The sequence below is a fragment of the Marinovum sp. genome, from assembly GCF_048263515.1.
Taxonomy (GTDB): Bacteria; Pseudomonadota; Alphaproteobacteria; order Rhodobacterales; family Rhodobacteraceae; genus Marinovum.
This window is the reverse complement of record NZ_JBLXEC010000015.1, coordinates 52,440-73,669: the sequence shown is the minus strand read 5'-3', so window position 1 is coordinate 73,669 and position 21,230 is coordinate 52,440. Positions and strand designations below refer to the sequence as shown.

Genomic DNA, 21,230 nt, shown 5'->3' with positions numbered 1-21,230 from the left:
ATGACCAAAGGCAATATCCTCGTCACCGGCGGTGCCGGTTACATCGGCTCGCATGCCTGCAAGGCGCTGCGCGACGCGGGCTACACCCCCGTCACCTTCGACAATATCTCGACCGGCTGGGAAGAGGCGGTGAAGTTCGGGCCGCTGGCGCGCGGCGACCTGCTCGACCGCGCCCGGCTGGACGAGGTCTTTGCCGAGTACAGGCCGCTGGCGGTGATGCATTTCGCCGCTCTCAGCCTGGTGGGCGAGGCGATGTCGAACCCCGGGCTCTACTGGCGCAACAATGTCGCCGGCTCGCTCAACCTGATCGAGGCGGCGGTGGATGCCGGCTGCCTCGATTTCGTCTTCTCCTCGACCTGTGCCACCTACGGCGACCAGGACAACGTTGTGCTCGACGAAAGCTCGGCGCAGATGCCGCTGAACTCCTACGGCAAGTCCAAGCGCGCGATCGAGGACATGCTGGCGGATTTCGGCGCGAGCTATGGGCTGCGCCACGTGATCTTCCGCTACTTCAACGTCGCCGGCGCCGATCCCGAGGGCGAGGTCGGTGAGTACCACCGGCCCGAGACCCACCTGATCCCGCTGATGCTCGATGCGATCGACGGCAAGCGCGCCGCGCTGACCGTCTTCGGCACCGATTACGACACGCCCGACGGCACCTGCATCCGCGATTACGTGCATGTCTGCGATCTGGTGGATGCCCATGTGCTGGGGCTGAAATGGCTCGAAGAGGGCAAGGAGAGCCGGGTGTTCAACCTCGGCACCGGCTCGGGCTTTTCGGTGTTCGAGGTGATTGCCCATTCCAAGGCCGTCACCAACCGCGAGGTCCCGCACGAGATCGGCGCGCGACGTGGCGGCGATGCGACGAAACTGGTTTCCGGATCGACCCGCGCCGTGCAAGAACTGGGCTGGACCCCGAAGCGATCCAACCTGGAGGCGATGATCCGCGATGCCTGGCGCTGGCACCAGAGCGGCCACTACGAAAAATAGCCCGCCCGCCCGCTGTCTCGACATCACGCGGCTGATCCGCAGGGCTGGCCGCCCCATGACCGGCGTGGATCGCGTCGAATTTGCCTATCTGCGGGCGCTGCTGGCGGACCCGGTGCCTCTGTTTGCGCTGGCCCGCACGCGGCTGGGCTATGTGCTGCTGTCGCAGGCGGGGGCGCAGGACATCCTGCGCCGCGCCCGCAAGGAGGCCTGGGGGCCGCTCGACCTTCTGGGCCGCGTCACCAAGGGCGCCGAGATGCGCCGCCGGGCCGAGGCCGACCTGCGCCGCGCCGCCCTGGCGCGCGCCCTGCCCTGGCGGCTGGGTGCAATGCTGGCGCGGCATCTGCCGGCGGGCACGATCTATTACAACACCGGCCATTCCAACCTGACCGAACGGGTGATTGCGGGCTGGCGAGCCGTGCCCGGGGCGCAGATCGCCGTGCTGGTGCATGACACCATCCCCTTGGACTTTCCGCAGTACCAGCGGCCCGAAACCCTGCGCAAGTTCAAGCACTTCCTCGGCCGCACAGCGCAATCCGCCGATCTGATCATCTGCAATTCCAGCGCCACCCTCGCCGACTGCCAGCGCCATATGGAGGCCTTCGGCAACATTCCCGACGGCATCGTGGCCCCCTTGGGGATCGAAACCGTCACCCCCGGCCCGGCCCCTGCCACCCTGCCGCCAGGGCCGTTCTTTGTCTGTGTCGGCACCATCGAGCCGCGCAAGAACCACGCGCTTCTGCTCGACATCTGGGACCAGTTTGCCGCCGAGGGCCGCGACGGCCCGCATCTGCTGCTCTGTGGCGGGCGCGGCTGGAACAATGACGCGGTCTTTGCCAGGCTCGACGCCGGCAACCCGCTGGTGCAGGAACGCCCCGGGCTGAGCGACGCCGAGATCGCGGCGCTGCTGGTCCGGTCACGCGGGCTGCTCTTTCCCAGCCTGGCCGAGGGCTACGGCCTGCCACCGGTCGAAGCGGCGGCGCTGGGGGTGCCTGTGGTGGTCTCCGACCTCGCGGTCTATCGCGAGTCGCTGGATGACATACCCATTTACCTGCCGCCGCAAGACATCTATTCTTGGCGCCAGAAAATCGAACAACTTCAAGAGCAGAGACCGCCGGTGCCCCCTTATGACCCGCCAACCTGGGACAGGCATTTCAACATTGTCTTAAGACAGCGCTGATACCGATTGAGGGGCGTTCCGGAAGGTTAACAGAGGATCAGGATTGGGCGCCTGGCAATCATACAGCCTCAGGCTTCAGCGCAAGCGCTGGCGCATCCGCGCCCTGCGCAAGTCGCGGGAGCTGCGGGCCACCGCCGACCGGACCGACAGGATCCGGCCCGGTGACCTGTTGTTGTTCTCGACCCTGCGCAACGAACATGTGCGCCTGCCCTATTTCCTGCGCTACTACCGCGATCTCGGCATCAACCACTTCCTGATGGTCGACAACGGCAGCGACGACGGTTCCGACGCATATCTCGCCGAACAGCCCGACGTTTCGCTCTGGCGCACCGACGGCAGCTACAAACGTTCGCGCTTCGGGGTCGACTGGCTGAACTGGCTGGCGCGCAAACATGCCCATGGCCATTGGGCGCTGACCGTCGATCCCGATGAGTTCTTCCTGTTTCCCTTCTGCGACACCCGGCCGCTGCGGGCGCTGACCGACTGGCTCGATGCCTCGTCGATCCGGTCGTTCTCGGCGATGCTGCTCGACATGTATCCCAAGGGGCCGATCAACGCGCAGCCCTATCTGCCGGGGGACAACCCGCTGGAGATCGCCTGCTGGTTCGACAGCGGCAATTACACCATCAGCCGCAACCGCCGCTTCGGCAACCTGTGGATTCAGGGCGGGCCGCGGCGTCGGGTGTTCTTTCCCGAGCTGCCGGAAAAGGCGCCAGCGCTCAACAAGATACCGCTGGTCAAATGGGACCGGCGCTACACCTATGTCAGCTCGACCCACATGCTGCTGCCGCGCGGGCTCAACCTCGTCTATGACGAATGGGGCGGGGAGAAGGCCAGCGGCATCCTGCTTCATACCAAGTTCCTCGACACCTTCACCGCCAAGGCGGCGGAAGAGCTGGAGCGCAAGCAGCATTACTCCGGCTCGGTCGAATACAAGGCCTATGCCAGGACGCTGGAGGAGAACCCCGATCTCTGGTGCAAATGGTCAGAGCGCTACATCAACTGGCGCCAGCTCGAGATCCTCGGGCTAATGTCCAAGGGGAACTGGGCATGAGCCTCGGGGTCGTCATGCTGGTGCACACCGCCTTCAAACGGGCGGAACAGGTGGCGCGGCACTGGGCCAATGCCGGCTGTCCGGTGGTCATCCATGTGGATCGCAACGTGCCCGCCCGGCTCTACAAGGCCTTCGCCGAGGCGGTGGCCGATGTCGATCACATCCGCTTTTCCCGCCGCTACCGCTGTGAATGGGGCACCTGGGGTATCGTCGCCGCCAGCCAGTCGGCGGCGGAGAAGATGCTGGCCGAATATCCCGACGTGCAGCATGTCTACCTTGCGTCAGGCTCCTGCCTGCCACTGCGGCCGGTCGAAGAGCTGATCGATTACCTTGCCGCCCGCCCGCGCACCGACTTCATCGAAAGCGCCACGACGATGGACGTGCCCTGGACGGTCGGCGGGCTCGACCAGGAGCGGTTCACCCTGCATTTCCCGTTCTCCTGGCGGCAGCATCGCTTTCTGTTCGACAAGTTCGTGCAGCTGCAGCGGCTGGTGGGGATCAAGCGGCACATCCCCAACGGGTTGCGCCCGCATATGGGCAGCCAGTGGTGGTGCCTGACCCGGCAGACCCTGAGCGCGATCCTGCAGGACCCGGACCGGATGATCTATGACAACTTCTTCCGCCGGGTCTGGATCCCCGATGAGAGCTATTACCAGACGCTCGCGCGGCTTTATTCGCGCGAGCTGGAGAGCCGGTCGCTGACGCTGTCGAAGTTCGATTTCCAGGGCAAGCCGCATATCTTCTACGACGATCACCTGCAGCTCTTGCGCCGCTCGGACTGCTTTGTCGCGCGCAAGATCTGGCCGCATGCCGACCTTCTGTATCACTCCTTCCTGACCGACCGCGCCGGCGCCATGAGCCGGACCGAGCCCAACCCCGGCAAGATCGACCGGATCTTTGCCAAGGCGGTGGATCGGCGGACGCGCGGCCGGCCCGGGCTCTACATGCATTCGCGCTTTCCCAACGAGAACTGGGAAAACGGCATGACCGCCGGGCCCTATTCGGTGTTTCAGGGCTTTACCGAGCTGTTCGAGGATTTCGAGCCCTGGCTGGCGCGGGCCACCGGCACCCGGGTGCATGGCCATCTGTTCGCACCGGAACAGGCCGAATTTGCCGAGGGCGAAGAGGTGATCCAGGGCGGGCTGTCGTCGAGCGCGGAGATCCGCGACGCCAACCCCTGGGCCTTTCTCACCAACCTGGTCTGGAACACCCGGGGCGAGCGGCAATGCTTTCAGTTCGGGCCACATGACACCCAGGACGGGGTGACCTGGAACATCGCCAAGGACCCCAACGCGCAGATTTCCGTGGTGTCCGGCGCCTGGGCGGTGCCGCTGTTCAACTCCAACCTCGATTTCGCCACCATCCGCCGCGCCGCCGCCAAGCTGCAGAAGATCGAGGCGGACTCGCTCGATGCCTATCGCTCGCCCTATGCCAAGGCGCATATCCGCATCTGGACCATGGCCGAGTTCATCGAGGCGCCGATGGAGCCGCTGCAAAGCATCATCGACGAGATCGGCGCGCGCAATCCGCGGCGGCTGGCCGAGGTGCCGAAGATGCGCGACCTGACCGGCTTTGGCCAGTTCCTGCAGAACCTGAAGAACCAGGGGATGCACCCCTACCTGATGGGTGATTTCCCGGTCGAAGGCCGGCAGTTGGGACAACGTCCACGCACCCCGAAACCCTATCTTGTGAGATGAGCCATATGGCCCAGAATTTCGATGCCTTCGTGGTCTTTGCCGAAATGCGCACCGGCTCAAACCTGCTTGAAGCCAATTTGAATCTCTTTGAGGGCATTTCCTGCCTGGGAGAGGCCTTCAACCCGCATTTCATCGGCTACCCCAATTCGACCGAGATCCTCGGGATCGACCGCGCCACGCGCGACGCCGATCCGCTGGCGCTGCTGGGCCGCATTCGCGGCGCCGAGGGGCTGGCGGGGTTTCGCTACTTCCACGATCACGATCCGCGCATCCTCGAGCCGCTGCTCGACGATCCGCGCATTGCCAAGATCGTGCTGACCCGCAACCCGGTCGACAGCTATGTCAGCTGGAAGATCGCGCAGAAGACCGACCAGTGGAAGCTGACCAATGTCTCGCGCCGCAAGGACGCCAAGGCGACCTTCGACACGGCCGATTTCGAGGCCCATCTCGAGGCGCTGCAGGGCTTTCAGGTGCGTCTGCTCAACGGGTTGCAGAAGCGCGGGCAGACGGCGTTCTACGTGGCCTACGAGGATGTGCAGGACCTCGACGTGATGAACGGGCTGGCGCGCTGGCTGGGCTGCGCCACGCCGCTGGAGAGCTTCGATCACAACCTAAAGCGCCAGAACCCGGCGCCGATTTCCGACAAGGTCGAGAACTTCGAGGAAATGGAGCAGGCGCTGGCACGGCTCGACCGCTTCGACCTGTCGCGCACCCCGAATTTCGAGCCGCGGCGCGGCGCGGCGGTGCCGGGCTATGTGGCCTCCGGTGCGGCGCCGCTGCTTTACATGCCGATCAAGGGCGGGCCGGAAGACGCGGTCTGCGACTGGCTGGCGGCACTCGGCGGCGAGTTGAAGCGTGACTTCAACCAGAAGGGCCTGCGGCAATGGCTGCGGCGCAATGCCGGCCACCGCCGCTTCACCGTGCTGCGCCACCCGCTGGCGCGGGCGCATCACGTCTTCTGCCACCGCATCCTTGCCAAGGGGCCGCAGGCCTTTGGCCGCATCCGCCGGGTGCTGGTCAATCGCCACGACCTGCCGCTGCCCGAGAGCTGGCCTGACGCGTCTTATGACCTTGCCACCCACCGGCGGGCCTTTGCCGGCTTTCTCGAGTTCCTGCGCGCCAACCTGGCCGGGCAGACCAACCTGCGGATCGACCCGAATTGGGCCAGCCAGAGCGGGCTGCTGCAGGGCATGGGCGATCTCTGCCTGCCGGACCTGGTGCTGCGCGAAGAGGAGATGGCCGAGGGGCTGGCGCGGTTGGCGGCCCAGGTCGGGGTGAGCGCGCCTGCAGTGCCGAGCGCGGCAGCGGACGCGCCTTTTGCGCTGTCGGAGATCTACGACGCAGAGCTCGAAGCGCTGGCGCGGGCGGCCTATCCGCGGGATTACCTGATGCTGGGGTTTGGGGATTGGCGGTAGCGGTGGGTCACAGACCCACCCTACGGGCGCGCAGGCCGCTCAGGCGGCCTTCATCGCCTCTTCCTCGGTGAGGATGGTGTAGAGCGTCACGATGCTCTGGTTGGCGCGCAGCTTGGTGCAGACCGCCGGATCGCGCAGCAGGCGCGAGACGCGGGCCAGCGCCTTGAGGTGTTCGACACCGGCATCCTCGGGCGCGAACAGGCCGAAGACGATGTCGACCGGCTGGCGATCAACCGAATCGAAGTCGATCGGCTTTTCCAGCAGCAGGAAGACACCGGCGCAGGTCTCGAGCCCGGAAATCCGCGCATGCGGCAGGGCAACGCCATGGCCGACGCCCGTGGGGCCGAGGGATTCCCGCTCCAGCAGCGCCTCGAAGGCGATGCTGGAGTCGATGTTGTACGCGGCATGGGCCAGATCAGCGACATCATGCATCAAACGCTTCTTGCTCGTGCACCCGGTATTGACCCGGATTGCCTCGGGTTTCAGCAAATCTGAAAGTTCCATAATACTGCCTGTAATCCCATTGCCGACCAGACCGCAGACCTAGGCCTGCTCTTGCGGTTCAATCCAGCCGATATTTCCATCATCCCGCCGATACACGACGTTCAGACCCTTCTTTTCGCTCCGAAACACCAGAACCGGTGCGCCCGCAAGTTCCATCTGCATCACGGCCTCCCCGACAGTCAGCGCGGGGATATCCGTCTTCATCTCTGCGACGATCATCGGCTGGAGGCTCTCCGGCTCCGAATCCGCATCCTGCACGTCGCTGGCGAGGATATACGATGAAGCGCCGAATGTTTCAACGGGCTCGGTCCGGTCCTTGTGGTGGTCCTTCAGGCGACGCTTGTAGCGGCGGAGCTGCTTCTCCATCTTGTCACAGCAGCTTTCGAAAGCTGCATAGATTTCAGTGGCATGCGCCTTGGCCTGTGCGGTGAGGCCGGTTGACAGATGCACCGTGGCCTCGCAGACGTATTCATGCGCGGCCTTGGAAAACACGACATTCGCATCGGTCGGCCGTTCGGCGTATTTCTGCACGACACCGCCCAACCCGTCCTGCACGTGGGTCTGCAGGGCCGCGCCGATGTCGATTTGTTTGCCGGTGATTTGATAGCGCATCTTGCGTCCTTCTTATTGTTCCGGTGACGCGTCACGCCACGGCTGCCGGGGGCAGCCGAACGCTTCCACTCACCATCTCGGAGGTCTGACGCAAAGAGGTGCCTGTACATGTAGACCCATCCCGAAACCGGAACCGCGACTCTGTCCAAGGCAAGCCACTCAAGCGTCATGCCCCCATTTGAGGACAGAGCGCGGGCGTCTGTCAATGATTTGTCACAAGATTAGTTGCCGGAACGGTAAACAGACTGTCAGCAGGCGCGCGGCCAAGGCGATGGCACGGCTCAGGAAATCCGGAACTGGTCGCCGAGGTAGACGCGCCGGACGTTTTCGTTCTCGACCACCTCTTCCGGGGTGCCCGACATCAGCACCGTGCCGTCGTGCAGGATGTAGGCGCGGTCGACGATCTCAAGCGTTTCGCGGACGTTGTGATCGGTGATCAGCACGCCGATGCCGCGGTTCGACAGGTCCGACACCAGCCCGCGAATGTCGCCGACCGAGATCGGGTCGACGCCGGCAAAGGGTTCGTCGAGCAGCAGGTACTTGGGCTCGGCCGCAAGACAGCGGGCAATCTCGACCCGGCGGCGTTCCCCGCCCGACAGCGCCAGCGCCGGGGCGCGGCGCAGGTGTTCGATGTGAAACTCGCCCAGCAGCTCTTCGAGCCGCTCGCGCCGCCGCCGGCCGTCGCGCACGGCAATGTCGAGGATCGCGCGGATGTTGTCCTCGACGCTCATGCCGCGAAAGATCGACATCTCCTGCGGCAGATAGCCGATCCCCAGCTTGGCGCGGCGATACATCGGCATGGTGGTCACGTCCTGGCCGTCGATCGTCACCTTGCCGCCTTCGGGAAAGACCAGACCGGCCACCGAGTAGAAGGTCGTCGTCTTGCCAGAGCCGTTGGGACCGAGCAGCGCCACCACCTCGCCGCGCTGCAGCTCCATGCTGACATCGCGGATCACCACCTTCTTACGGTAGCTCTTGCGCAAGTGATCGATGCGCAGCCCGGCGGAGCCTTCGGTCAAAGTCAGATCTGGGGCGGTCATGTCAGTCGCTGGCACCCGAGCTTTGCAGCACGGTCTTGACCCGGCCGGTCATCCGCGCCGTGCCGGCCTTGATGTCGGCGACCATCTTGTCGGCGGTCAGGGCCGAGCCGCCCTGGGTCAGCAGCACGTTGCCGGTCATCTCGATGATCCCGGCCTCGACATCGTAATCGGCGCTGTCGCCCTCGGCGGCCTCTTCGCCAGACACCAGCGTCACCCCGCCGCGCGCCTCGAGCCGGGCGATGGCCGAACGGTCCTCGGCATAGACCACCAGCACCCGCGGGGCCGACAGCCGCATTTCGCCCTGCCCGACGATCACGTCACCGGTAAAGAGCGCGGTGCCGTCGTTCTGGTTGACGGTCAGGTTCTCGGCGGTGACCTCGACCGGCGCATCCGGGTCGGCCTGAAGCGCGCCAAAGCCCACCTGGGCGCCCTGCGCCAGGGCCGCGACCGGCAGCAGCGACAGCAGCACGACCGAGAGCAAACGTTTGGGGGTCATGGGGTTTCACCTTCCTCGGGGGGCTCTTTTGCCGGCTGATATACCAGCTTAACGCCCTTTGTGAAAAACATTTGCACTTCGCCTTCGCGGCCTGTGTCGCGAATGCGCAGGGCGCCGGCGCTGAGATCGCCGATCGGGCTGGTGCCGGTCACCCCGTCGGGCGCGTCGACATTGACCGCGCGCAGCGCCGATTGCAGCCCCGGCGTCTCGAGCAGGTAGCCGATCGAGCTGTCGATCACCACGCCGCCGGTCAGCGACATGCGGTCGGCCGGTTCATTCACCCCGGCCTGATCGGCGGTGATGTTGATCCGCGAGCCGTCGGTCAGGCGGAAGCTGGCCTTCAGCCCGTCGGCCAGCACTCCGGCCGGATCGTCGGCCATCGGCTGAGCGCTGGCGGCAGTGATCGACACGGCGTGCCCCTCGGGCGTGCTGCCGGTGTAATAGGGCGCGGTCACGGTGTCCCGCTCGGGGATTTCCGAGGCATCCTGAAAGAAGGTGAGCTCCGGCTGATCCGACCCGCCGCGCGACAGCAGGAAGATGGTTGCCAGCAGGCCGACCGCCGTCAGCGGCAGAAGCACCTTGAGCCCTGCGACCACCGTGGAATGAAATGTCTCGGTCACGGCCATGGGCGGCCTTTCATTAGCAGCTGAACTCAATCTAGGTGCGCTGCCGCGGGGTGCAACGCGCTTAGTGCGCAAAGATATCCTGATCGGGCCAACCGGCGAGATCCAGCCGGGCCCGCGCCGGCAGGAAGTCGAAACAGGATTGCGACAGCGCCACCCGATCCTCGCGCGCCAGCCGCTCATCCAGCACCGAGCGCAGCCGGTGCAGGTAGAGCACGTCCGACGCGGCATAGTCGATCTGCGCCCTTGTCAGCTCCGCCGCGCCCCAGTCGCTCATCTGTTGCTGCTTCGAGATGTCGACGCTCAGCAATTCCTGCAGCAGATGCTTGAGCCCGTGCCGGTCGGTGTAGGTGCGCACCAGCTTGCTGGCGATCTTGGTGCAATAGACCGGCGCGGCCAGGGTGCCGAAGGCGTTGTAGAGCGCGGCAATGTCGAAGCGGCCGAAGTGAAAGAGCTTGAGCACCTGCGGATCGGCCAGCATGCGGCAGAGGTTCGGCGCCTCGGACTGGCCTTTTTCGATCTGCACCAGGTGCGCGGTGCCGTCGCCCGAGGACATCTGCACGACGCAAAGCCGGTCGCGATGCGGCTGCAGGCCCATGGTCTCGCAATCGATGGCGACCACCGGCCCCAGGTCGAGCCCCTCCGGCAGATCGCGCTGATAGAGATGATGTGCCATGCCGCCGGACCCCATGGTTGGATTTCCCCATGGCAATAGTGGTTTGGCCGCGGCCTTGCAACGCTGGCAGGGGCGCGACGGTCGAATCACTGCCATGATTGCAAGGCGATACCGGAACCAATCTCCGCAAAACCGGCGGATTGACCACTCTCATAAGAAGAGTGGTGCGTGCATCACAAAGAATTATTGGGCGGAGTCCCGGGCAAATTCGATGCTGCTTCGCGTCAGAATATGTGCGATACCTCACCTTTGAAAGGCCGGACACCCCGTCCGAGACCCGTGACCAGGACGGCTGGCAAGGGGAAAGAGCGGAAAATCCGACCCCGGAACCGGGAAAAATAACGATATACTAGGCGCTTCACTGTTTCCACGGGGTGTTGTGCCACACAAATCCAGCTGCATTGTCAACACGCAGACTACAATCCTACCCCAAATACCCGTCCAAGATGTATTTCCGCATCAAGCGGCGCCGCCGAACCTGGCCGCTCAACGCGCCCGAATCACCGACTCACCCACCCGCCAATTCCACTTTTCCGTGAGTTTTCAGGCAGGCATCCAGCCGCTCTCGTTAAGGTTGAACGGCATTTGAGGCAACTTGACGGCAGAATGATGACCGGCCATTTTTCTCTCAGTCGAGCAAAAAACGCCGTGCCAATCGGTGACTACATTTTTTGCAAACGGCACTTGGGGGTTGAAGCTTTCACTTGGGAGTGAAGTGTACGGTTACGGTCTGCACGCTGCATGTGACACCATTTCGGTGATGCTGCTGCCTTGAATTACGACAAGAGGGACCTTGTGTTCGCTCCGCTTCGGCGGGTGGATCAGGTGTGCCTGCAGACATGAAACGGTGCGCGGCGCTTCGTCATTGACCGCCTCAGGAGGGCATGACGTTGACAATGCATGTGCGTCCGGTGGAGACCGCTCAGAGAGCCTCCTCCGACAGCCTATTTGTTAAAGAGTTTCAACCGCTGGTCCGCGGCGCCTATCGGCAGTGGGCAAAGCGCGTCCTGGATGTTTTCGTGGTTCTGCTGGCCTTGCCGCCGGTGCTGCTGCTGCTTGCCCCGCTCTGCCTGCTGATCGCGCTGGACGGCCATTCGCCGTTCTACCGCCAGGCGCGGATCGGCCGCAATGGCAAGGTCTTCCGGATGTGGAAGCTGCGCTCCATGGTGCATGACGCCGAGGGCCGGCTGCAGACCTATCTCGACAGCAACCCGGCCGCGCGGCTGGAATGGGATCACAGCCAGAAGCTGCGGTCGGACCCGCGGATCACCCGGATCGGTGCCTTCATCCGCAAATCCTCGATCGACGAGCTGCCGCAGCTGTTCAACGTGCTGATGGGAGACATGTCGCTGGTGGGTCCACGGCCGATGATGGTGGACCAGCGCGGGCTTTATCCCGGCACCGCCTATTACGCCATGCGCCCCGGCATCACCGGCATCTGGCAGACCTCGGCCCGCAACGAGAGCAGCTTTTCCGAGCGCGCGATCTTTGACGCCCGCTACTTCCGCGAGCTGTCGTTTGTCACTGATCTTACCTTGATCGGCCGCACCTTCAAGGTGGTGCTGCGCGGCACCGGCTACTGACCCGCGTATCGACCTTCTGACAGGGCAATGCTAGGCCGGGGGAAATCCCCCGGCCTTTTCTTACGGAGCATGCCATGACCCTCAATGTCTATCTCAGCGGAGAAATCCACACCGACTGGCGCGAGCAGATCACCGAAGGCGCCCAGGGCCTCGATATCGTCTTTACCGCCCCGGTCACCGATCACGCCGCCAGCGATGATTGCGGCGTGGCGATCCTCGGCGCCGAGGACAACAAGTACTGGCACGACCACAAAGGCGCCATGGTCAACGCCATCCGCACCCGCAAGGGCATCGAAGAGGCCGATGTGGTGGTGGTGCGCTTCGGCGAGAAATACCGCCAGTGGAACGCCGCCTTTGACGCGGGCTATGCCGCCGCACTTGGCAAGTCGCTGATCATCCTGCAGCAGCCCGACCATGACCACGCGCTGAAAGAGGTCGACGCCGCCGCCCTCGCCGTGGCGCGCGAGCCGTCGCAGGTGGTCGATATCCTGCGCTACGTTCTGACCGGCACGCTGCCCTGCTGAGCCTGCGGGCGGTCCGGGGAACCGGCCCGCCCAATTCCCATGAAAGCGCTTGCGGGAAGCCCCTATTCCCGCAACATCACGTGGCAGGGCCAAAAGGACCGCGTGAGGACAAAAGCGAAGGGACAGACATGCTTCAGGAATTCCGGAACTTCATTGCCAAGGGCAATGTCATGGACATGGCGGTCGGCATCATCATCGGCGCCGCCTTTACCGCGATCGTGCAATCGGTGGTGCACGACCTGATCAACCCCATCGTCGGGCTGTTCACCGGCGGCATCGACTTTACCGACCAATACGTGGTGCTCGCTGGCAGCGTGCCCGAGGGTTCCAGCCTCGAGATCGCGCGCGAGTCCGGAGCCTCGATCTTCGCCTACGGGTCCTTCCTGATGGCGGTGGTCAACTTCCTGATCATCGCCTTCGTGGTGTTCCTGCTGGTCAAGGGCGTCAACCGCATCAAGGAAGCCGCGATGCGCGAAGAAGACAGCGCGGCCCCGGCCGAAACCAAGCCCGCCGGCCCCAGCCAGCTGGATGTGCTGCTGGAGATTCGCGACTCGCTGAAGCGCTGATCCCGGCCCCCCCTCTTGTGAAGGAAACCGCGTTTGCCCTCGGGCGGCGCGGTTTTTTGTTGCCTTGGCGCCGGGCTGAGGCAGGATCGGCAACAAGGAGACATCCATGGGCACCCCCGACCGCCGCTGTGGCATCTGGTTCGACAAGCGCGAGAGCTGGCAGGCAGAATTGCGGGCGCTGCGGGCGATGCTGCTCGACACCCCGCTTGACGAGGCCTTCAAGTGGCGCGGCCCGGTCTATTGCGCCCATGGCAGCAATGTCGCCGTGGTCTGGGGCCTCAAGGAGCGTTGCGCGCTGGCATTCTTCAAGGGCGTGCTGCTGGACGACCCCGAGGGCCTGCTGGTGGCGCCGGGGCCGAATTCCCGCTCGGTGCGGATGCTGACCTTTGCCGATCTGTCCGAGATCGAAGGGCGCGCGGCGGTGATCCGCGACTACACCCTGCGGGCGATCGCGGTCGAGGCGGCGGGTCTGAGGGTGGACTTCCCCAAGGACGACCTGGAGCGCCCGGACGAGCTTGTCGACGCCCTCGACGCCGACCCCGACCTGAGCGCCGCCTTCGACGCCCTCACCCCCGGCCGCCAGCGCGGCTACATCCTGCATATCTCGGGCGCCAAGCAGTCCAGCACCCGCGCGAAGCGGGTCGAGAAATGGGCACCGCGCATCCTCGAGGGAAAAGGCATGCACGACCGCTGACGGCCATGGCGCGAGCCGCGCATCGTCGGGCCGCGGTGCGGCGAGCCGACCTCAGATCGGCAGCACTTTATTCCAGCCAGATCCGGAAAAGATCAGATCGGCGCGCTCTTGTCAGCCAAATCGCCGTGCCGTGGGGCGGCCCGTCAGGCCGAAGGCATGCCTCTGGCATGATGCGCGGCGGCCTTTGGCCGCTGTTAACGCGCTTTGGCTCAAGAATGACCGTTAAGAGGCCGTGGCCGTATGAAACCAAATGTGACTCGTCAAAGGCCTACTCACCACCGCGTCAACGCAGCCTCGTCTTCGTCCCTGGCGGCAACCCATTCAGCTCCGTCCGCCCCGATCTCTTTCTTCCAGAACGGCGCCCGGCTCTTGAGATAGTCCATCAGGAACTCGGCCGCCTCGAAAGCCGCCTTGCGATGCCGCGCCGCCGTGGCGACCATCATGATCATTTCGTCCCGGCCCAGACGCCCGAGCCGGTGGATCACCAGGGCATCGCCCAGCCCCCAGCGCTCGACCGCCTCGGCGGCAATCGCCTCGAGCGCCTTCTGGGTCATGCCCGGATAATGCTCGATCTCCATCGCCACCATGCCGCCCTGCGCGCCGTCGCGCACGATGCCGGTGAAGGTGACGACCGCGCCCATGTCGCGTTGCGCGCTGGCAAAGGCCGCGGCCTCGGCGCCCAGATCGAAAGCCTCCTGCTGCACCCGTACCTGCATCGGCCTCAGCCCCCGGTCATCGGCGGAAAGAAGGCCACCTCGCGCGCGCCTTCCAGCGCCGCGTCGAAATCCGTCAGCTCCTGGTCGACCGCCACGCGCAGGGCCGAGAGATCGGCAAAGGCCGCCTCGTAGCGCGGCTCGCGCGCCTTCAACTCGGCCACCAGTTCGGCGACCGTGGCCGCCCCGGTCTCGACCCGCTCCTTCGGCACGCCGATCCGCTCACGCACCCAGGCGAAATAGAGCACGTCCATCAGCCTTCCTCCTTCAGATGCGGCAGCGCCTTGCGGAAGTAGTCAAAGCCGGTGATCAGCGTCAGAGCAGCCGCCACCCAGAGCAGCACCAGCCCGATGTAGCCCGACCAGAACATGCCGCTGTAGATCCAGGTCAGCCCCATCTCGTCGCTTTCGCGCCGCTCGAGGATGTCGACCACCATCTGCTGGTCCATGCCATAAGACCACATGCCGAAATAATGCTCAAAGATACCCTGGCTGAACAGCACCGCAATCGCGACCATCTGCAGGGTTGTCTTCCATTTCGCCAGCTTGGTCACCTTGAGCGTGCCCGCCACGTCGCCGAGGAATTCCCGCAGCCCCGAGACAAAGACCTCGCGGAACAGGATCACCGTCGCCGGCAGCACCAGCCAGGGTGAATAGGACGAATAGGCCGCGATCACCATCAGCGCGATCACCACCATCGCCTTGTCGGCGATCGGGTCGAGCATGGTGCCGATCTTGGTCTCCTGCTTCCAGGCCCGCGCCAGGTAGCCGTCGAACCAGTCGGTCACGGCCGCGGTGAGAAACAGCACCAGCGCCGCGATATCCGCATAGGGCCGGGCCCAGTAGAGGAACATCAGCGGCACGGCAGGAGCCGCGGCAAGCCGCAGCACGGTGAGGATATTTGGCAGGGTCCAACGCATGTGTTCGCTTCTATCTCTCAAGGGGCTGACAGTGAAGAGAGCTTGCGGGATATTTCATTTCCGCGCCTGTCGCCTATGTCAGAAGGATGAAACTAGCCCTGCCCCTGATCGCCGCCACCCTGTTGTCGACCTGCGACAGCGATGAAACGCTTGCCGCCTATGGCGCCGGTGATGTCACCTGGCAACTGCAGAGCCTCGACGGCCGGCTGTTTGCCGCCGAGGCGACGCTCGCCTTTCCGGCCGAGGGGCAGATCACCGGCCGCGGCCCCTGCAACAGCTTCTCCGGCAGCCAGACAAAACCCTATCCCTGGTTCGGCACCGGCCCGCTGCGCAGCACCCGCCGCGCCTGCCCCGATCTGGGGGCAGAACAGGCCTATCTCGCCGCACTGGGCGCCATGACCCTGGCCGAGGTTCAGGGCGACACGCTGATCCTGTCGAACGACGAGGGCGGCGAGATGGTGTTTTCCGCCGTGCCGGAATGACAAAGCCTGTTACCGGGCTGTTGCTCCGCGCCCGGGCGGTTAGATTGAGCGCATGACACAGACACTCCTCGCCGCGGCCACATCCGCCTTTGCCAGCCTCTCAGCGACGCTGAGCGGTGCGCAAGACACCGACATCCTCTGGAAACTCCAGAGCATCGACGGCGCCCCCTTCGAGGCCAGCGCCACGCTCAGCTTCCCGGCGCCCGCCCAGATCGCCGGCAGCACGCCCTGCAACCGCTTCTTCGGCGTGCAGACCCGCCCGATGCCCGGGTTCAATGCCGAAAGCCTCGCCCTCACCCAGCGCATGTGCCTGCATTTCGAGCAGGAAGCCGCCTTCATCACCGCCCTGCGCGACATGACCCTGTCGGAAATCGACGGCACCCGCCTGACCCTGCGCAACGAGGCTGGCCGCGAAATGGTCTTCATCAGCACCCCCCGCCAGAACTGACCTTCTTCTCTTTCCCGAATACGCCGCACCGCCCCCTGACCCCGCACCACCCCCGGGCCTCAGGAGGCACATGCGCAACGACTCCAACCGCGAAACGCCCGTCTTCGCCCGCCACGCCAGACCTGATCTTCTTCTCTTTCCAAAATACGCCGCACCTCCCTCCGACCCCACGCAACCCCCGGACCTCAAAGGGCTCACACCCGCCCAATCTCCCAAAAACCTGCCCGCCGCAGGCGGCCCGTGAAAATCCCTAGCGCAGCCGCTCGACAAACCGCCCGCGTGCCTCGGGCAGGGGCCGATGCCCCAGCGCGGGCGCCAGTTTCTCCGACAGGAAATAGCCGGTAACCCGCAGCCCGGCGGCAATTTCGGCGGTCTCGGCCGGTCCGCGGCCCAGCATCACCTCGGGCAGGGGCAGCAGCCGGTCGGCCCAGTCCCCGGCGCCCGCGACAGAGACCGCGCGGCCGGATTTCGGCGAGATATAGGCCAGCCCCTCGCTGGCGCCCGTCACCGCGCAGGCCGAGAGGTCGAGGCCGTAGCCCAGTTCCTCCAGCAGCGCCATTTCCCAGCGCAGATAGGCCAGCGGCCAGAGATCGTCCTGCCCCAGCAAGTCGAGCAGCTGCTCGCTGCGCAGGTAGAGCGCGCCATGGGGTTCCCGCTCGGGCAGGCAGAAGGACAGCAGCGCGCAGACCGCGTTCAGCCCGGAAAGCGCCAGCCGGCTGCCCATCGCCTGCACCGCGCGAGACCGCTGCAGTTCCACCGTGAAGGCGCCCAGATGCTCTTCCAGCCGCGCCCGCCAATGCAGGTCGAGCTGCGCGCCGGGCTGCAGCACGGGGCCCAGCTTGCGGCTGGTGGCGCCGCGCACCACGCCGGCGTGGCGGCCGTGTTCGGGGGTGAAGGCCTCGACGATGGCCGAGGTCTCGCCATGATGCCTGATACTCAGAAGTATGCCGGTGTCGCGCCAATCCATGCCGGCCACGCTGGCCTCAAAGCCCGCCGCTGTCCAGCAGGTGGCGCCCGGCGCGGTCCTCGACCTCGATCACCCAGAGGTCGGGGTCCATCGCCCGCTGCCGCGCCAGAGCCGCGTCGACCTCGGCCTCGGGGCCGGCCTGCATCTCCTGCCAGCGAGTTTCGTCGGCCATCAGGTCGTGCATCCGGTGATAAAGCCGCGCCTCGCCGTCCAGCGTGTTGAGCTTGACCATCACCATGCCCGAGGTGTCGTCGCCATGCGCCACCACGAAGGCCGGGATATCCGCCTGTCTGAGCCGCGCGATATAGGCCGCCACCCAGAAATCTGCCGTCAACCGCATGACAGGAACACCTTGACCGATTTTGTCATTTGATTACCTCGCCCGGCGATCTACATCAGAGACACAGTCACGTTCCCTCAGCCGCGAGCGGGCGTTCAGCAGGGTCCCGCCCGTCGCAGGCCGGGGCGCATACTGGAACCGGGTGTCTGTCCCCGCCGCCCCTGTCTGTCTCGTGGCGCGCCGGCGTGTCGCTCTCTCCCCAGAGGCGCCGGCACCTGTCGGGGCTCCGGTCGGATCTACCGGAGCCCCGACGCCTTTTTCAGCCATTGCCGTCGCGGAAATCGAGACCCATCTCGGAATAACGCGCGGCCTCTTCCAGCCATTTCTCGCGCACCTTGACCTGCAGGAACAGGTGCACCCGGCGGCCGAGGAATTCTTCCAGCTCTTCGCGTGCGGCCTTGGAGATCGCCTTGATCGACTCGCCCTTGTTGCCCAGCACAATGCCCTTGTGGCCGTCGCGCGCCACATAGACCACCTGGTCGATGCGCGCGGTGCCGTCCTTGCGCTCTTCCCAGTTCTCGGTCTCGACGGTCAGCTGGTAGGGCAGCTCCTGGTGCAGCCGCAGGGTCAGCTTCTCGCGGGTCATCTCGGCGGCGATCATCCTGAGCGGCAGATCGGCAATCTGGTCCTCGGGATAGAGCCAAGGCTCTTCGGGCAGTTGCTCGGCCAGCCATTTCTTCAGATCGTCGCAGCCATAGCCCTTTTCGGCCGAGATCATGAAGGTCTCTTCAAAGGCAAAGCGCGCGTTCAGATCCTCGGTCAGGGCCAGCAGCACGTCGGATTTCACCCGGTCGATCTTGTTGATCGCCAGCGCCACCCGGCGGCCCTTGCCGATGTCTTCCAGCCCTTCGAGGATGCTCTCGACGCCGGCGGTCACGCCGCGATGCGCCTCGACCAGCAGCACGACGATATCGGCATCTGCCGCCCCGCTCCAGGCCGCGGCGACCATTGCCCGGTCAAGCCGGCGGCGCGGTGTGAAGAGGCCCGGCGTGTCGACAAAGACGATCTGGCTGTCGCCCTCGATCGCCACGCCGCGGATGCGGGCGCGGGTGGTCTGCACCTTGTGGGTCACGATCGACACCTTGGCCCCCACCATGCGGTTGGTGAGGGTCGATTTGCCCGCGTTGGGCTCTCCGATCAGGGCGACGAATCCGGCGCGTGTGGTCATGGGGTCAGGTTTCCTGTCAACAATCCACTGCGAGTAACGCAGATCCGCCCTTAAAACCAGAGGTGAAACCGCCCCCCGGCCAGACTGCCCCGGGGGTCGCGACACGGGCCTGCCGAAAAATCATTGTTCACGATCTGACGCGCACTATGGCGAAATTGCCCACAACTTTCGCAACAATCAGGCGCTCTTGCTATAATTGGCCCGAATTTGGGCCCGAATCGCTGCCTAGGTTCGCCGAATGATCACTCACATCGAAACAATCCCGAAGTCACAACAGGCGCTGGTCTCACGCACCGCGCGGCTGCGCCTGCCTGTCGGGGCGGACAAACGTCCCGACCTCACCGAAGCCCGGATGCGGATGGATATCGAAAGGTTCTGCCGTCCGGGCACGCCCCCCTCTGCGGTGACGCTCGAGGCCACCGGCCGGGGTAGAACGCGCAGTTTTGCGCTCACGGTCACGGCCGCCGACGCCGAGACGGCTGAGCTGGAACTGGCGCGGCTGACACAGGCGCTGGTGGCGCGCCATCCGGTGGCCGAGATCGCCTGGCTCGATGCCGGCACCGTGCTCGACCGGATCACCTTTCTCGATGCGCTGGCCCGTCCGCCGGCGCGGCCCGGCCAGCCCGGTTCGGCCACGCGCAGCGACCTCCAGCGCCGCGCCCGCAGGACCGGCACGGCGCGGCTGACCGGCGCCGATGCGCAATGGCGGCACGAGACACTGGTGCGGCGGCTGATGTGCGAACCGATCCCGCAGGAGGAGACCCGCAACCTGCGCCGCGAGCTCGGCCAGCTGGAACCGCGGCAGAAGATTGCCACCGCGGCGCTGGCCTTCAGCCTGACGCTGGCGGTCAATACCTCGGGGGCGATCGCCCACGTGCTGTCCTTTTTCTAGAGCGCACCCGGATCGTCGGGGCCTGCCAGCGCAGGCCCCGGTCAGCCCTCAGTCAGGCTGTCGAGCAGCGCCTTGGCGGCGGCATGTTCGGCCTGGCGCTTCGAGCCGGCCTCGGCGCGCGCGTTCTGGCCACTGTCGAGCCGCACCTCGATGACAAAGACCGGCGCATGGTCCGGCCCAGAGCGGCTGATCTGGTCGTAGACCGGCGGCTTCTGGCCACGGGCCTGGGCCCATTCCTGCAGGCTGGTCTTGGCGTCGCGGGCGTCATCCTCGACCTTGTCGATGCGCTTGCCCCAGAGCCGCAGCACCAGCGCCTTGGCCGCGTCGAAGCCGCCATCGAGGTAGACGGCAGCGATCACGGCCTCCATCGCATCCCCCAGCAGCGCCATCTTGCGCCGGCCGCCAGAGAGCATCTCCGACCGGCCGAGCTTCATCGCCGCGCCCAGATCGATCTGGCGGGCCACGTCGGCGCAGGTCTCCTTGCGCACCAGTGCATTGAAGCGCGGCGCCAGCTGACCCTCGGTGGCGCGGGTGTCTGCGGCCAGCAGCGCTTCGGCCATCACGAGGCCCAGCACCCGATCGCCGAGGAATTCGAGCCGCTGGTTGTCGCTGCGCGTCGGCGTCGACATCGAGGCATGGGTCACCGCGCGCACCAGATGACGCGGGTCGGAGAATTCATACCCCACCCGCGCCTGCAGCGCCTTCAGTTCCGCCGAGAGCTTCACTCGATCCTCTTGAAGAAGCGATCACCCCGCCAGGTCCAGAAGTACAGCATCGAGCTGCCACCGGAGGAGAACATCACCCGATCTGCCCGGCCGACGAGGTTTTCGAAGGGCACCATGCCGACGCCGCCGACCTGCTGCGGAAAGCGCGAGTCGGTGGAATTGTCGCGGTTGTCGCCCATCATGAAGTAATGCCCCTCGGGCACGGTAAAGACCGGCGTGTTGTCCGACGACTGCCGGCCGATATCGAGGATCGAATGGCGGGTGCCTTCGGGCAGGGTTTCGATGTACTTCTGCTTCTGGCACATCGCGCCTTCGCCCACCGGCGCGTTCGAGCAGCGCGGGCTGAGCCGCTGCGGCCCCTGCGGACCGGCGACCTCTTCGAACAGGCCATCCTCTTCCAGCTCGACCGGGGTGCCGTTGATGTGCAGCACGCCCGCCTTGACCTGGATCTTCTCACCCGGCAGGCCCACCACGCGCTTGATGAAGTCGCGGCCGGTCACCGGATGCCGGAACACCGCGACATCGCCGCGCTCGGGCTCTGAGCCAAACAGCCGGTCATTGTCGCCATCCGCCCAGCCGCAGAAATCCGTGGCATCCAGATCGATGCCGAAACGCGGCACGATGATCGACGGGCAGGAGGCATAGGAATAGCCGTAGGCCATCTTGTTCACGAAGAGGAAGTCGCCGATCAGCAGCGTGTCCTTCATCGAGCCCGAGGGGATCCAGAACGGCTGAAAGAACAGCGTGCGGAAGACACCCGCAATCAGCAATGCATAGACAATGGTCTTGACCGTCTCGACGATCGCATTGCCTTTCTTTTCCTCGGCCATGGACATGGGGCTCCCCGGGTTGTCTGTCGCAGGCTACATGCGGTCCCCTGCCGAAGGTGTCAAGCGATGGGGGCTTTACGCGGGGCCATGCGCCC

At 65.2% G+C, this 21,230-nt stretch carries 26 protein-coding genes; 12 read left to right on the top strand and 14 right to left on the bottom strand.

The features are described from left to right. From galE to ACN0SE_RS14290, 5 genes are read left to right on the top strand one after another with little or no spacing between them, the layout of a single operon-like run. Positions 1-990 carry a UDP-glucose 4-epimerase GalE gene (galE, locus tag ACN0SE_RS14310; RefSeq protein ID WP_417525209.1) on the top strand — a complete coding sequence of 330 codons (990 nt, stop codon included), beginning with the start codon at positions 1-3 and terminating at the stop codon, positions 988-990. A 55-nt stretch (positions 991-1,045) separates the two neighbouring features. Continuing rightward, on the top strand, positions 1,046-2,167 hold the full coding sequence (locus ACN0SE_RS14305) for a glycosyltransferase family 4 protein (protein WP_417525208.1): 1,122 nt from the start codon (positions 1,046-1,048) through the stop codon (positions 2,165-2,167). A gap of 43 nt (positions 2,168-2,210) precedes the next feature. Then, positions 2,211-3,221 carry a glycosyltransferase family 2 protein gene (locus tag ACN0SE_RS14300; RefSeq protein WP_417525207.1) on the top strand — a complete coding sequence of 337 codons (1,011 nt, stop codon included), beginning with the start codon at positions 2,211-2,213 and terminating at the stop codon, positions 3,219-3,221. Then, positions 3,218-4,918 carry a beta-1,6-N-acetylglucosaminyltransferase gene (locus ACN0SE_RS14295; protein WP_417525206.1) on the top strand — a complete coding sequence of 567 codons (1,701 nt, stop codon included), beginning with the start codon at positions 3,218-3,220 and terminating at the stop codon, positions 4,916-4,918. The genes ACN0SE_RS14300 and ACN0SE_RS14295 overlap by 4 nt, the downstream gene beginning before the upstream one ends. A 5-nt stretch (positions 4,919-4,923) precedes the next feature. Then, positions 4,924-6,333, top strand: coding sequence for a nodulation protein NodH (locus tag ACN0SE_RS14290; RefSeq protein WP_417525205.1), 1,410 nt, complete (start codon positions 4,924-4,926; stop codon positions 6,331-6,333). Between the two features lie 39 nt (positions 6,334-6,372). Here ACN0SE_RS14290 and ACN0SE_RS14285 read toward each other — a convergent pair whose 3' ends face one another. From ACN0SE_RS14285 to ACN0SE_RS14260, 6 genes are all read right to left on the bottom strand, one after another. Further along, positions 6,373-6,837 (bottom strand): PTS sugar transporter subunit IIA, encoded by a 465-nt coding sequence (locus ACN0SE_RS14285; protein WP_417525204.1) that lies wholly within the window; start codon positions 6,835-6,837, stop codon positions 6,373-6,375. Between the two features lie 39 nt (positions 6,838-6,876). Further along, on the bottom strand, positions 6,877-7,449 hold the full coding sequence (gene hpf, locus ACN0SE_RS14280) for a ribosome hibernation-promoting factor, HPF/YfiA family (protein WP_417525203.1): 573 nt from the start codon (positions 7,447-7,449) through the stop codon (positions 6,877-6,879). 281 nt (positions 7,450-7,730) lie between these two features. Then, positions 7,731-8,489 carry an LPS export ABC transporter ATP-binding protein gene (gene lptB / locus ACN0SE_RS14275; protein ID WP_417525202.1) on the bottom strand — a complete coding sequence of 253 codons (759 nt, stop codon included), beginning with the start codon at positions 8,487-8,489 and terminating at the stop codon, positions 7,731-7,733. Between the two features lies 1 nt (position 8,490). Further along, positions 8,491-8,985 (bottom strand): LptA/OstA family protein, encoded by a 495-nt coding sequence (locus ACN0SE_RS14270; protein ID WP_417525201.1) that lies wholly within the window; start codon positions 8,983-8,985, stop codon positions 8,491-8,493. Further along, positions 8,982-9,605 carry a hypothetical protein gene (locus ACN0SE_RS14265; RefSeq protein WP_417525200.1) on the bottom strand — a complete coding sequence of 208 codons (624 nt, stop codon included), beginning with the start codon at positions 9,603-9,605 and terminating at the stop codon, positions 8,982-8,984. The genes ACN0SE_RS14270 and ACN0SE_RS14265 overlap by 4 nt, the downstream gene beginning before the upstream one ends. 67 nt (positions 9,606-9,672) lie before the next feature. Beyond that, complete coding sequence (locus ACN0SE_RS14260) at positions 9,673-10,284, bottom strand: ribonuclease D (protein ID WP_417525199.1); 612 nt, start codon at positions 10,282-10,284, stop codon at positions 9,673-9,675. Positions 10,285-11,174: 890 nt separating this feature from the next. On the opposite strand from ACN0SE_RS14260, the gene ACN0SE_RS14255 reads away from it, so the two are divergent. The 4 genes from ACN0SE_RS14255 to ACN0SE_RS14240 all read left to right on the top strand — a co-directional run bounded on the left by ACN0SE_RS14255 (position 11,175) and on the right by ACN0SE_RS14240 (position 13,651). Further along, entirely contained in the window at positions 11,175-11,867 is a 693-nt protein-coding gene (locus ACN0SE_RS14255) for a sugar transferase (protein WP_417525241.1), read from the top strand. Between the two features lie 74 nt (positions 11,868-11,941). After that, the gene (locus ACN0SE_RS14250; RefSeq protein WP_417525198.1) at positions 11,942-12,391 is read left to right on the top strand and encodes a YtoQ family protein; all 450 of its coding nucleotides are present in this window, start codon (positions 11,942-11,944) and stop codon (positions 12,389-12,391) included. A 128-nt stretch (positions 12,392-12,519) separates the two neighbouring features. After that, positions 12,520-12,957, top strand: coding sequence for a large conductance mechanosensitive channel protein MscL (mscL, locus tag ACN0SE_RS14245; protein ID WP_417525197.1), 438 nt, complete (start codon positions 12,520-12,522; stop codon positions 12,955-12,957). Positions 12,958-13,063: 106 nt separating this feature from the next. Further along, on the top strand, positions 13,064-13,651 hold the full coding sequence (locus ACN0SE_RS14240; protein WP_417525196.1) for a YdeI/OmpD-associated family protein: 588 nt from the start codon (positions 13,064-13,066) through the stop codon (positions 13,649-13,651). Between the two features lie 272 nt (positions 13,652-13,923). Here ACN0SE_RS14240 and ACN0SE_RS14235 read toward each other — a convergent pair whose 3' ends face one another. The 3 genes from ACN0SE_RS14235 to pgsA are packed head-to-tail and all read right to left on the bottom strand — an operon-like array spanning position 13,924 to position 15,283. Beyond that, a complete protein-coding gene (locus ACN0SE_RS14235; protein WP_417525195.1) occupies positions 13,924-14,367 on the bottom strand; it encodes a molybdenum cofactor biosynthesis protein MoaE in 444 nt (147 codons plus the stop codon). A 5-nt stretch (positions 14,368-14,372) separates the two neighbouring features. Continuing rightward, positions 14,373-14,618, bottom strand: coding sequence for a molybdopterin converting factor subunit 1 (gene moaD, locus ACN0SE_RS14230; protein ID WP_417525194.1), 246 nt, complete (start codon positions 14,616-14,618; stop codon positions 14,373-14,375). Next, positions 14,618-15,283, bottom strand: coding sequence for a CDP-diacylglycerol--glycerol-3-phosphate 3-phosphatidyltransferase (gene pgsA, locus ACN0SE_RS14225; RefSeq protein ID WP_417525193.1), 666 nt, complete (start codon positions 15,281-15,283; stop codon positions 14,618-14,620). The genes moaD and pgsA overlap by 1 nt, the downstream gene beginning before the upstream one ends. 86 nt (positions 15,284-15,369) lie before the next feature. Here pgsA and ACN0SE_RS14220 point away from each other — a divergent pair, with 86 nt between their 5' ends. Together ACN0SE_RS14220 and ACN0SE_RS14215 are read left to right on the top strand one after the other, a co-directional pair. Further along, on the top strand, positions 15,370-15,765 hold the full coding sequence (locus tag ACN0SE_RS14220) for an META domain-containing protein (RefSeq protein WP_417525192.1): 396 nt from the start codon (positions 15,370-15,372) through the stop codon (positions 15,763-15,765). 52 nt (positions 15,766-15,817) lie between these two features. After that, a complete protein-coding gene (locus ACN0SE_RS14215; protein ID WP_417525191.1) occupies positions 15,818-16,213 on the top strand; it encodes an META domain-containing protein in 396 nt (131 codons plus the stop codon). A gap of 250 nt (positions 16,214-16,463) precedes the next feature. On the opposite strand, the gene recO is transcribed toward ACN0SE_RS14215, so the two are convergent. The 3 genes from recO to era all read right to left on the bottom strand — a co-directional run bounded on the left by recO (position 16,464) and on the right by era (position 18,688). Beyond that, on the bottom strand, positions 16,464-17,180 hold the full coding sequence (gene recO / locus ACN0SE_RS14210) for a DNA repair protein RecO (protein ID WP_417525190.1): 717 nt from the start codon (positions 17,178-17,180) through the stop codon (positions 16,464-16,466). 16 nt (positions 17,181-17,196) lie between these two features. Further along, complete coding sequence (locus tag ACN0SE_RS14205) at positions 17,197-17,520, bottom strand: DUF1491 family protein (protein WP_417525189.1); 324 nt, start codon at positions 17,518-17,520, stop codon at positions 17,197-17,199. Positions 17,521-17,779: 259 nt separating this feature from the next. After that, positions 17,780-18,688 carry a GTPase Era gene (gene era, locus ACN0SE_RS14200; protein WP_417525188.1) on the bottom strand — a complete coding sequence of 303 codons (909 nt, stop codon included), beginning with the start codon at positions 18,686-18,688 and terminating at the stop codon, positions 17,780-17,782. Positions 18,689-18,926: 238 nt separating this feature from the next. Here era and ACN0SE_RS14195 point away from each other — a divergent pair, with 238 nt between their 5' ends. Continuing rightward, positions 18,927-19,580, top strand: coding sequence for a hypothetical protein (locus ACN0SE_RS14195; protein WP_417525187.1), 654 nt, complete (start codon positions 18,927-18,929; stop codon positions 19,578-19,580). Between the two features lie 41 nt (positions 19,581-19,621). On the opposite strand, the gene rnc is transcribed toward ACN0SE_RS14195, so the two are convergent. Both rnc and lepB read right to left on the bottom strand, forming a co-directional pair. Beyond that, positions 19,622-20,305 (bottom strand): ribonuclease III, encoded by a 684-nt coding sequence (rnc, locus tag ACN0SE_RS14190; protein ID WP_417525186.1) that lies wholly within the window; start codon positions 20,303-20,305, stop codon positions 19,622-19,624. Further along, positions 20,302-21,135, bottom strand: coding sequence for a signal peptidase I (gene lepB, locus ACN0SE_RS14185; protein ID WP_417525240.1), 834 nt, complete (start codon positions 21,133-21,135; stop codon positions 20,302-20,304). Before lepB ends, rnc begins: the two co-directional genes overlap by 4 nt. Positions 21,136-21,230 lie beyond the last annotated feature (95 nt).

Excerpts from the sequence above, each read along its gene's own strand:
- moaD (WP_417525194.1), bottom strand. The coding sequence starts at position 14,618 with ATGGACGTGCTCTATTTCGCCTGGGTGCGTGAGCGGATCGGCGTGCCG.
- ACN0SE_RS14195 (WP_417525187.1), top strand. The coding sequence starts at position 18,927 with ATGATCACTCACATCGAAACAATCCCGAAGTCACAACAGGCGCTGGTC.
- lepB (WP_417525240.1), bottom strand. The coding sequence starts at position 21,135 with ATGGCCGAGGAAAAGAAAGGCAATGCGATCGTCGAGACGGTCAAGACC.
- recO (WP_417525190.1), bottom strand. The coding sequence starts at position 17,180 with ATGGATTGGCGCGACACCGGCATACTTCTGAGTATCAGGCATCATGGC.
- hpf (WP_417525203.1), bottom strand. The coding sequence starts at position 7,449 with ATGCGCTATCAAATCACCGGCAAACAAATCGACATCGGCGCGGCCCTG.
- ACN0SE_RS14305 (WP_417525208.1), top strand. The coding sequence starts at position 1,046 with ATGACCGGCGTGGATCGCGTCGAATTTGCCTATCTGCGGGCGCTGCTG.
- ACN0SE_RS14270 (WP_417525201.1), bottom strand. The coding sequence starts at position 8,985 with ATGACCCCCAAACGTTTGCTCTCGGTCGTGCTGCTGTCGCTGCTGCCG.
- lptB (WP_417525202.1), bottom strand. The coding sequence starts at position 8,489 with ATGACCGCCCCAGATCTGACTTTGACCGAAGGCTCCGCCGGGCTGCGC.
- pgsA (WP_417525193.1), bottom strand. The coding sequence starts at position 15,283 with ATGCGTTGGACCCTGCCAAATATCCTCACCGTGCTGCGGCTTGCCGCG.
- ACN0SE_RS14250 (WP_417525198.1), top strand. The coding sequence starts at position 11,942 with ATGACCCTCAATGTCTATCTCAGCGGAGAAATCCACACCGACTGGCGC.
- mscL (WP_417525197.1), top strand. The coding sequence starts at position 12,520 with ATGCTTCAGGAATTCCGGAACTTCATTGCCAAGGGCAATGTCATGGAC.
- era (WP_417525188.1), bottom strand. The coding sequence starts at position 18,688 with ATGACCACACGCGCCGGATTCGTCGCCCTGATCGGAGAGCCCAACGCG.
- galE (WP_417525209.1), top strand. The coding sequence starts at position 1 with ATGACCAAAGGCAATATCCTCGTCACCGGCGGTGCCGGTTACATCGGC.
- ACN0SE_RS14240 (WP_417525196.1), top strand. The coding sequence starts at position 13,064 with ATGGGCACCCCCGACCGCCGCTGTGGCATCTGGTTCGACAAGCGCGAG.
- ACN0SE_RS14290 (WP_417525205.1), top strand. The coding sequence starts at position 4,924 with ATGGCCCAGAATTTCGATGCCTTCGTGGTCTTTGCCGAAATGCGCACC.
- ACN0SE_RS14285 (WP_417525204.1), bottom strand. The coding sequence starts at position 6,837 with ATGGAACTTTCAGATTTGCTGAAACCCGAGGCAATCCGGGTCAATACC.
- ACN0SE_RS14235 (WP_417525195.1), bottom strand. The coding sequence starts at position 14,367 with ATGCAGGTACGGGTGCAGCAGGAGGCTTTCGATCTGGGCGCCGAGGCC.
- ACN0SE_RS14260 (WP_417525199.1), bottom strand. The coding sequence starts at position 10,284 with ATGGCACATCATCTCTATCAGCGCGATCTGCCGGAGGGGCTCGACCTG.
- ACN0SE_RS14205 (WP_417525189.1), bottom strand. The coding sequence starts at position 17,520 with ATGCGGTTGACGGCAGATTTCTGGGTGGCGGCCTATATCGCGCGGCTC.
- ACN0SE_RS14220 (WP_417525192.1), top strand. The coding sequence starts at position 15,370 with ATGAAACTAGCCCTGCCCCTGATCGCCGCCACCCTGTTGTCGACCTGC.
- ACN0SE_RS14295 (WP_417525206.1), top strand. The coding sequence starts at position 3,218 with ATGAGCCTCGGGGTCGTCATGCTGGTGCACACCGCCTTCAAACGGGCG.
- ACN0SE_RS14215 (WP_417525191.1), top strand. The coding sequence starts at position 15,818 with ATGACACAGACACTCCTCGCCGCGGCCACATCCGCCTTTGCCAGCCTC.